This window comes from Mesorhizobium sp. M2A.F.Ca.ET.039.01.1.1 (genome assembly GCF_003998035.1).
Lineage (GTDB): Bacteria > Pseudomonadota > Alphaproteobacteria > Rhizobiales > Rhizobiaceae > Mesorhizobium.
Window position 1 is genome coordinate 1 of sequence record NZ_RZRY01000275.1, and the last position, 7,851, is coordinate 7,851.

Annotated in this window: 10 protein-coding genes and 2 pseudogenes; 4 read left to right on the forward strand and 8 right to left on the reverse strand. The window is 63.3% G+C overall.

What is annotated here, in order from left to right:
- From mobB to moaA, 6 genes are all read right to left on the reverse strand, one after another.
- Nucleotides 1-263, reverse strand: a 263-nt coding sequence (gene mobB, locus EOA24_RS20330) for a molybdopterin-guanine dinucleotide biosynthesis protein B (protein ID WP_127410009.1), incomplete at its 3' end; no start/stop codon positions are given.
- Nucleotides 260-892 carry a molybdenum cofactor guanylyltransferase MobA gene (gene mobA / locus EOA24_RS20335; RefSeq protein WP_127410010.1) on the reverse strand — a complete coding sequence of 211 codons (633 nt, stop codon included), beginning with the start codon at nucleotides 890-892 and terminating at the stop codon, nucleotides 260-262. The genes mobA and mobB, both read right to left, overlap by 4 nt.
- Before the next feature lie 4 nt (nucleotides 893-896).
- Nucleotides 897-1,817: a DMT family transporter gene (locus EOA24_RS20340; RefSeq protein ID WP_127410011.1), complete on the reverse strand. Its 921-nt coding sequence runs from the start codon at nucleotides 1,815-1,817 to the stop codon at nucleotides 897-899.
- A 124-nt stretch (nucleotides 1,818-1,941) separates the two neighbouring features.
- On the reverse strand, nucleotides 1,942-2,298 hold the full coding sequence (locus EOA24_RS20345; protein WP_126082710.1) for a hypothetical protein: 357 nt from the start codon (nucleotides 2,296-2,298) through the stop codon (nucleotides 1,942-1,944).
- Nucleotides 2,299-2,385: 87 nt separating this feature from the next.
- Entirely contained in the window at nucleotides 2,386-2,880 is a 495-nt protein-coding gene (locus tag EOA24_RS20350) for a hypothetical protein (protein ID WP_126082711.1), read from the reverse strand.
- 55 nt (nucleotides 2,881-2,935) lie between these two features.
- Nucleotides 2,936-3,931 (reverse strand): GTP 3',8-cyclase MoaA, encoded by a 996-nt coding sequence (moaA, locus tag EOA24_RS20355; protein WP_126082712.1) that lies wholly within the window; start codon nucleotides 3,929-3,931, stop codon nucleotides 2,936-2,938.
- Nucleotides 3,932-4,238: 307 nt separating this feature from the next.
- Between moaA and EOA24_RS20360 the strand changes: the two genes are divergently transcribed.
- The gene (locus tag EOA24_RS20360; RefSeq protein ID WP_040982795.1) at nucleotides 4,239-4,592 is read left to right on the forward strand and encodes a DUF971 domain-containing protein; all 354 of its coding nucleotides are present in this window, start codon (nucleotides 4,239-4,241) and stop codon (nucleotides 4,590-4,592) included.
- 92 nt (nucleotides 4,593-4,684) lie between these two features.
- Nucleotides 4,685-5,297 (forward strand): annotated as a pseudogene (locus tag EOA24_RS20365) (pyridoxamine 5'-phosphate oxidase family protein).
- A gap of 9 nt (nucleotides 5,298-5,306) precedes the next feature.
- Here EOA24_RS20365 and EOA24_RS20370 read toward each other — a convergent pair.
- Entirely contained in the window at nucleotides 5,307-5,759 is a 453-nt protein-coding gene (locus EOA24_RS20370; RefSeq protein WP_042642392.1) for a MarR family transcriptional regulator, read from the reverse strand.
- Between the two features lie 47 nt (nucleotides 5,760-5,806).
- Here EOA24_RS20370 and EOA24_RS20375 point away from each other — a divergent pair, with 47 nt between their 5' ends.
- Nucleotides 5,807-6,715 (forward strand): alpha/beta fold hydrolase, encoded by a 909-nt coding sequence (locus tag EOA24_RS20375; RefSeq protein ID WP_126082713.1) that lies wholly within the window; start codon nucleotides 5,807-5,809, stop codon nucleotides 6,713-6,715.
- An 8-nt stretch (nucleotides 6,716-6,723) separates the two neighbouring features.
- On the opposite strand, the gene EOA24_RS20380 is transcribed toward EOA24_RS20375, so the two are convergent.
- Nucleotides 6,724-7,122 carry a rhodanese-like domain-containing protein gene (locus EOA24_RS20380; protein ID WP_126082714.1) on the reverse strand — a complete coding sequence of 133 codons (399 nt, stop codon included), beginning with the start codon at nucleotides 7,120-7,122 and terminating at the stop codon, nucleotides 6,724-6,726.
- 300 nt (nucleotides 7,123-7,422) lie between these two features.
- Here EOA24_RS20380 and EOA24_RS20385 point away from each other — a divergent pair.
- Nucleotides 7,423-7,851 (forward strand): annotated as a pseudogene (locus EOA24_RS20385) (hypothetical protein); the annotation flags it as partial.

Here is a 7,851-nt window from a genome sequence, read left to right on the forward strand (position 1 = left end):
ATGTCGTCCAGCGTGGGTTCGTCCTCGCCCCGCAATTCGTGCATCAGCGCCCAGCGCCGGCCGGAAATGATGGCGACCTCGGTCGCGCCCGCCTGCCGATGGCGGAAGCTGTCGGCTCCCGGCTTGTCGATGTCGAAGTCATGGTGGGCATGCTTCACCGTCGAAACCGTCCAGCCGCGCGCGACCAGCTCGGCGACCAGCTTTTCCGTCAGGGTCGTCTTGCCGGAATTCTTCCAGCCGGTGATGCCGAATACGCGTCTCATGGCCTGAGGCTTTGCAACAGACGCTCCGCCACCGCAAGGTCGTCGGGCGTGTTGATGTTGAAGAACGGATCGATCTTTTGGCCGCCCGCCTCGATCATCGGGAATTCGACCTCGACATGGCCATGGCGCTCCATGAATGCGGAAACCCGCCGGCTGTCCTCGTCGACCAGGAAATGACGCAGGGCGTCGCGCAGGCCGATTGGCCAGAGCGCGAAGGTCGGATGCCACCTGCCGCCCGAACTGGCGACGGCGATCACGCCCGGCCGGTCGCGGGTTGCGGCGGCCAGGCGCTCGACGAGGTCGTCGGGGAAGAATGGCGTGTCGCCGGCGGCGCTCATCAGCCACCGGCAGCTTGTCTGCCCGGCCGCCCATTCGAGGCCGGCGAGGATACCCGCCAGCGGTCCGGCATGGCCTAGCACCGTGTCCTCGATCACCGGCAGCCCCATGCCGGCAAATCGCGCCGGATCGCCATTCGCGTTGAGCCCGAGCATCGCGACCTGTGGCTTCAATCGCGCGGCGACATGGTCGATCAACCTGGCTTTGCCCAATGAAAGCAGCGGCTTGTCGCCGCCGCCCATTCGACGCGCCTGGCCTCCCGCCAGAATGATCCCCGCAACATTTCTGTCCATTGGCCTATATGCCGTCCGGCGCCATGTCGGGTCCAGCGCTTTCAGCGGCGGGTTGCTGCCTGCCGACGACGCGCTCGCGGTAGAGCGCATAGAGGCCGGAGCCGATGATGATGGCGGCGCCGGCGATCATGGGCAGGTCGGGAACATCGCCGAAAATGAGGAGGCCGAGCAGGATCGACCACAGCAGGGCGGTGTAGCGGAACGGCGCGATGAAGGAGATGTCGCCCGAGCGCATCGCCATGATGATGAACTGATAGCCGATGAGCACCAGCACCGCCGCGAGCGCCAGAAGCATGGTCGAGCGGCCACTCATCGGCGTCCAGCCGCCCATCGGCGACAAAAGCAGCGCGCCCAGGACGGTCATGGCAAGCGCGGTCGCCGTCGACACCAGCATGGTCGGGATCGCGTGTGGGATGCGCTTGGTGGACAGGTCGCGCACCGCGCAGCAGGCGACGCTGGCCAAGGCCACCAGCGAATAGACGCTGAACCCTTCGAAACCCGGCCGCACGATGATGAGCACGCCGACGAAGCCGGCGGCAATGGCGGTCCAGCGTCGCCAGCCGACGCTTTCGCCGAACACCAAAGCCGCGCCCATGGTGACCGCCAGCGGCAATGCCTGCATGACAGCCGAGACATTGCCGATCGGCAGATGCGCAAGCGCGATCAGGAACGACGCCGTTGCGCCGGCTTCGCCGGCCACGCGCATGGCCACCATCGGCTGCAGCATGGCGGCCGGATTGACCAGCGCGCCGCGCCGCCAGGCAAGCAGGCCCACGAAGAAGGACGCGAAGGCGCCGCGCACCAGCATGACCTGCGCCATGTTCATCGATTCGGAAGAAAATTTGGTGATCGCATCATTCAAGGTGAAGCCGACCATGGCCACGATCATGAACAGCGCGCCGCGCAGGTTTGGCGAGAGAGGCAAAGGCGGTTCCGGATTCTATTTTGGATCGAAACCTGTAGCAGGTCACCGCGAACAGCAACGCCAAAAGAAATGGGCCACGAATTTCTGCATGGCCCATAGAACGATTTGCCAGGGTCCCGAAGACTTACCTCGGCGTCAGCACTTCGGTGCCGTTGCCGTTCTGGCCGGCGATGGTCCAAAGCCCATGCAGAGAGCCGTCCTTCTCGATCTTGTAGACGACGAGACCGACTTCCTTGCCCATCGCATAGCCGGCGGAAAACGCATTGTCGTTCCGCATGCAGATGCCGTCCGAAGTCGAGCCGCCGGTTTCCCAGTGGATCGTGCAGGTCGTGTCGCTGGTCAGCGTGATGGTTGCCTCGCCACCATATTTCGAACCATCGAAATTGGTGCCGGCGACGGTATAGGTGCCGCCGATCGACTGAGCGGCGGCCGGCATGGAAGCAATCCCAAGCATTGCAAGTGAAAGCATGATTGTGCGCATGTGCACTCCCCCTAGAGCGAAAATCGCGCTCGAAGGCTAGGCCGGAAAAGGCCGGCGGTAAATCGGGTGGAGGATGGCGTGGAGGGTTTATTTCGAGTGTGGCCCGGACGCTTCGTGCAGGCTAGCAGCAATGGTGCCGACCAGCGGGTCGTATTTCGCCTTGAGCGCTGCCGGATACTCGATGAAGACGCTGTGGATCACGTCCTCCTTGCCGAACACGGACCGGCGATAGAAGATCTTGTCGCCCTTCGTACCCGACAGCACCGCCCAATTCTTGCCGGCCTTGCCGTAGGTGACTTCGTCACCTGGCTCGGGGCTGGCTTTTTCGTTCTCGACGAGGCTCTTGGGCGTGTCGTCGAGCGCATTGTAGCTGCCGTAACAGGCCACGCTGGCGCCGTCGGCGCTGTGCCACTCCAGGCCGTCGCCGTTTTCCGGCTCCGGCATGCGCTCCGTGAAAATCTGGTCCGGGAAAGTGCACACGGTGCCGAAGCGCGCGTTGACATAGGTGAACGGCTTGGCCAGCGCCGTTGTCGCCAAGAACAGAAGCGCGGAAAACAAGCCGATGCGCCGAAGATTCTGCATGTTCCCCCCTTTGGCCTCTGACCAAAGGCGATCATGCATCAAGCCGTTGAAAAAATCAGCCGCCGGTGACGCTCATATGCCGCGACACTGAAGGACGGCTGGTGCGGCGGTCGATGATGAAATCATGGCCCTTGGGCTTGCGGCCGATGGCCTCGTCGATGGCCGCGTCGAGCAATTCGTTGCCTTCGGAGGCGCGCAACGGTGCCCTCAGATCCGCGGCGTCCTCCTGGCCGAGGCACATATAGAGCGTGCCGGTGCAGGTCAGCCGCACGCGGTTGCAGCTCTCGCAGAAATTATGCGTCATCGGCGTTATGAAGCCGAGCCGGCCGCCGGTCTCGGCGACATGGACGTAGCGGGCAGGGCCGCCGGTCTTGTAGGGGATATCGGCGAGCGTGAACTGGCGCTCCAGCGAGGCGCGCAGCATCGACAGCGGCAGATACTGGTCGGTGCGGTCGGCCTCGATCTCGCCCATCGGCATCGTCTCGATGAGGGTGAGGTCCATGCCGCGGCCATGCGCCCAGCGCATCAGCTCCGGGATCTCGGCATCGTTGAAGTCGCGCAGCGCGACCGCATTGAGCTTGATCTTCAGCCCCGCCTTCTGAGCGGCATCGATGCCTTCCATCACCTTGCCGAGATTGCCCCAGCGCGTGATCTGGTGAAATTTTTCGGCATCGAGCGTATCGAGCGAGACATTGATGCGTTTGACGCCGCAGTCGGCGAGCTCGGCGGCGAAGCGCGAAAGCTGCGAGCCGTTGGTAGTCAGCGTCAGCTCGTCCAGCGCGCCGCTTTGGAGATGCCGCGAGAGCTGGCGTACCAGATGCATGATGTTCTTGCGCACCAGCGGCTCGCCGCCGGTCAGTCTAAGCTTCTTCACGCCCTTTTCGACGAAGACGGTGCAGAGTCGGTCGAGCTCCTCGAGCGACAGCAGATCCTTCTTCGGCAGGAAGGTCATGTCCTCGGCCATGCAATAGGTGCAGCGGAAATCGCAGCGGTCGGTGACCGATACGCGCAGATAGCTGATCGTGCGACCGAAGGGGTCGATCATATCCATTGCAAGCGTTTCCCGTGGCCTGAGCGGCATCGTTATATATGGCTATGTGATACGATCCAATGCCGCATTCAAGATAGAAGGTCTCGGTCTTTGGTAACATTCCCCGACCGACATCGTATGTCGGCTGGCCTCAAGTGGCTTTCCGCATGGCGCGAAGCGGCGTAGGGAAGGGGGCAACCAGAGCATGATGCCGAAAAGTGTGAAGCGGTTTTTCGGACGACATCATGCTCTATCTCTTTGACTAGAGACGGATTCAGATTTCAGGTCGATTCGACCAGAAATCATCCGTCTCTAGACAGGACCAGTCATGACCGCGCCAAAGGAACTCAGGGTCTCGAAAGACCGCAAGCTCTTGACCGTGACCTTTCCGGGCCATCAGCCGTTCGAATTGCCGGCGGAGTTTCTGCGCGTGGCTTCGCCATCGGCGGAAGTGCAGGGCCATTCGCCGGAACAGCGGGTGACGGTCCCCGGCAAGCGCAATGTCGCAATCCTCAAGATCGAGCCGGTCGGGAACTACGCGGTGCGCATCACCTTCGACGATTTTCATGACACCGGCATCTTCACCTGGAACTATCTGCATACGCTCGGCCACGAAAAGGATGAGCGCTGGAACGCCTATCTCGCCGAACTGGCCGAGAAGGGGCTGAGCCGAGACCGCTAGTTGTGCGGGTGGCAATCCAATGTCGGCAGCCGGGCTGTCGTCAAGGCGTCATGGACGTGGAGTAGCGCCGGCAAAACGTCAGGAGACGAAGAATGTCGCGCATCACATCGGTCGAACAACTGGAGGCTCTCTACGGCCTGCCGGGCGAGGCCTCGGTCGTCAAGGAACTCGACCATGTGATTCCCGAATATGCCGCCTTCATCGAGGCCTCGCCCTTCGTGGCGCTGGCGACCAGCGGGCCGGAGGGGCTCGACTGCTCGCCGCGCGGCGATCTCGCCGGTTTCGTGCGCCTCGTCGACGACAAGACGCTGATGATGCCGGACAGGCGCGGCAACAACCGCGCCGATTCGCTGAGGAACATCATTCGGGATCCGCGCGTGGGACTGCTCTTCCTTGTGCCGGGCTCGGGCACGACGCTGCGCGTCAACGGCCGCGCCCATATCACGACCGATGCCGGGCTATGCGCCTCCTTCATGGTCGACGGCAAGCCGGCCCGCTCGGTCACCGTCATCGATGTCGCCACGGTCTATTTCCAGTGTGCCCGAGCCATCGTGCGCTCGGAACTCTGGAACCCAGCCAGGCATGTCGACCCGAAGTCGCTGCCGACGCCCGGCCAGATCCTCGAGGGTCACCAGCCGCAAGAACATCGACGGCGAAGCCTATGACAAGGAATGGCCTGAAAGAGCCAAAAAGACGATGTGGTAAGCCTGAAAGTCAGGCTTCCTTCAGGACGTCGGCGATCTTGCGCATCTGCTCGCCGATCATGTCGCACTGTTCCGGCGTCGACTGGCTCATCGCCTTCTCGATCAGCGCCATGTGAACTTTCAGCGCCTTCATCAGCAGGGCCTCGCCCGCCTCGGTGAGGTTCAGCCGCAGCACGCGCTTGTCCTTCTCGTCGCCTTCGCGCCGCAGCAGGCCGCGCCCCTCGAGTTGCGGCAACAGCATCGTGATGTTGGAGCGGCCGACCAGGAGCTTGCGGGCAAGGTCGTGCTGCGACATGCCGGGGTGGCGGTAGAGGTTCATCAGCACGTCGAGCTGCGCCGGCTTCAGGTCGAGCGGGGCGAGCTTCACGGCAAGCGTGCGCTCCAGCACATGGCAGGCGCGCGCCACCGCGACCCAGTTGCGAAAACGCGGGTTGTCCCAGGGCAGCTCTTGCTTAATGTTCATGTTTGAACTATTATGTTCATGCTTGAACGAATGGATGGACTGCCAATATGGCATCATTTGGAATGAAGGTCATCCGGGGCGTTTTCGGCGCGGCCGAGCATGTCGCGCCGCGCCTCAGCGGTCGCGCCGCGTTCGAATTGTTTTGCCGGACACCCAGCGTCAAGGCGTTGAGCGACGGCGAACGCCGGGCCGTCGAACGCGCATCAGCCTTCATGGCCGAGGCGCGCCATCACCGGCTGAAGACAAGGTCGGATTGCGTGGCCGTGCACGAATTCCGGCCGGAGCCGGGCAGGGAGCCGCGCGGCACCGTGCTCGTCATCCATGGCTGGCGCTCGCGCACCGAATATATGCGGGCCTTGATCGAAGGGTTTCGCGGCGCCGGATACAAGGTCGTCTCGCTCGACCTGCCTGGGCATGGCCATTCGCTCGGCCGCCATCTGAACATGGTGAATGCGGTGGAAGCGGTGCGTGTCACAGGCGAATGGTTCGGTCCCTTTGCCGCCGTGGTCGGCCACTCCTTCGGCGGCGCGGTTGCGGCCAATGCCGTCGCCGCGTCGGTCAAGGGCATGCCGCCGCTCAAGGTGCAGAAGCTGGTCTTGATTGCCGCGCCGAGCTCGCTGCCGGCAATCTTCGACGATTTCAGCCACAGGCTCAATGTCGGGCCGCGCTCTCGCGTTGCGATGGCGGACAGGGTGAAACACCTTTCCGGCCGGCCGCTCAGCGAATTCACCGGCGACCGCCAACTGGCCGAGGCGCCGGTGCCGACGCTGATCATCCACGCACCGGACGATCGCGAGGTCCACGCCGACCATGCCAGGCGTTACGCGGGCGCCGGCGAGCACGTCCACCTGCACTGGGCCGATGGGCTCGGCCACCGCCGCATCCTCGCCGACAGAAATGTCGTTGCACGCGCCGTTGGCTTCGTGACCGAGCAGCGGGAAGCGATCCTGCACTAATCAGCCTATCAGTCCGCCTTCTTCTGCCCCGGCTCGACCGGCAGGCCGGCCGCCTTCCAGGCGGTGTAGCCGCCGAGGATATGTTTGACCGGGGTCAGGCCCATGTCCTGCGCCGTCTTGGTCGCTAAAGCCGAGCGCCAGCCGCCGGCGCAGAAGAAGACGAAGGTCTTTCCCGAGGCGAAGAACGACTTGTGGTAGGGGCTTTCGGGATCGATCCAGAATTCCAGCATGCCGCGCGTCACATGCTTGGCGCCGGGGATCTTGCCGTCGCGCTCGACTTCGCGAGGATCGCGCAGGTCGACGAAGATCGTATTCTCATCCTCCAGCAGCCCGGCTGCTTCCTCTGGCGACACCACCTCGATCTCGGCATTCGCCTCATCGAGCAGTTCGCGATATCCCTTCTTCACTGCGCATCTCCAGGCCACGGCTCAAGCGACCAGGATTTCGAGCATAACGGCCCGGGTTTGTCACGTCCGAGCCGGTTCCGCCAAGGTCTGGCGCAATGGCGCAAGCATCGCGGGAACCGAGGCTGGCCGCACGGGTCTCACAAGGATGTGAAACCGTTCTGCAACATGGCCCTGGAAATTTATGGAAGCTTAACGAAATCGGTATGAATCAGTATAGTTGCGCCTTACATCCGCCATGCGGTGGGCGAGATCGTTTAGCGGCGCGGAACGGGAACCGGTGACAACCGGAGCGAGTGATTCATGAAATTCCTCGGGAACATAAAGGCCGTGCTGCCGATCGCGATCGCGGCGGCGCTTGCCTTCGGGCACCAGCCGGCAAGCGCGCAGGGGCTGTTCGACATGCTGTTCGGCGGCGGCATCCGGCACAACCCGCAAGGCGAATTTCCGCCGCCACCGAAGCCTCGCAAGATAGGTCCGGCAACGCCGGGGGCGGGTGGCGGCGGCGCCCGAATCAGCAGCCCGACCTACAACACCTACAGGGCCGATAAGCTCGTTCGCGTCGACTTCAAGTCGTTGTTGCCGGCACCGCCACCAGCAACGGCGCAGGATGCCGCCTTCGTGCCGTCAGTGACCAGCACCGCGTTCCGCGATGCCGTTGCCGGCCTGGGCGACTACGAGCTGTTCGCCGAGCCCGACATCGCCAAGGCGCTGATCGCTTATTACTCGGCC

Excerpts from the sequence above, each read along its gene's own strand:
- EOA24_RS20370 (WP_042642392.1), bottom strand. The coding sequence starts at position 5,759 with ATGAACATTAAGCAAGAGCTGCCCTGGGACAACCCGCGTTTTCGCAAC.
- EOA24_RS20360 (WP_040982795.1), top strand. The coding sequence starts at position 4,239 with ATGACCGCGCCAAAGGAACTCAGGGTCTCGAAAGACCGCAAGCTCTTG.
- EOA24_RS20345 (WP_126082710.1), bottom strand. The coding sequence starts at position 2,298 with ATGCGCACAATCATGCTTTCACTTGCAATGCTTGGGATTGCTTCCATG.
- EOA24_RS20375 (WP_126082713.1), top strand. The coding sequence starts at position 5,807 with ATGGCATCATTTGGAATGAAGGTCATCCGGGGCGTTTTCGGCGCGGCC.
- EOA24_RS20350 (WP_126082711.1), bottom strand. The coding sequence starts at position 2,880 with ATGCAGAATCTTCGGCGCATCGGCTTGTTTTCCGCGCTTCTGTTCTTG.
- mobA (WP_127410010.1), bottom strand. The coding sequence starts at position 892 with ATGGACAGAAATGTTGCGGGGATCATTCTGGCGGGAGGCCAGGCGCGT.
- moaA (WP_126082712.1), bottom strand. The coding sequence starts at position 3,931 with ATGGATATGATCGACCCCTTCGGTCGCACGATCAGCTATCTGCGCGTA.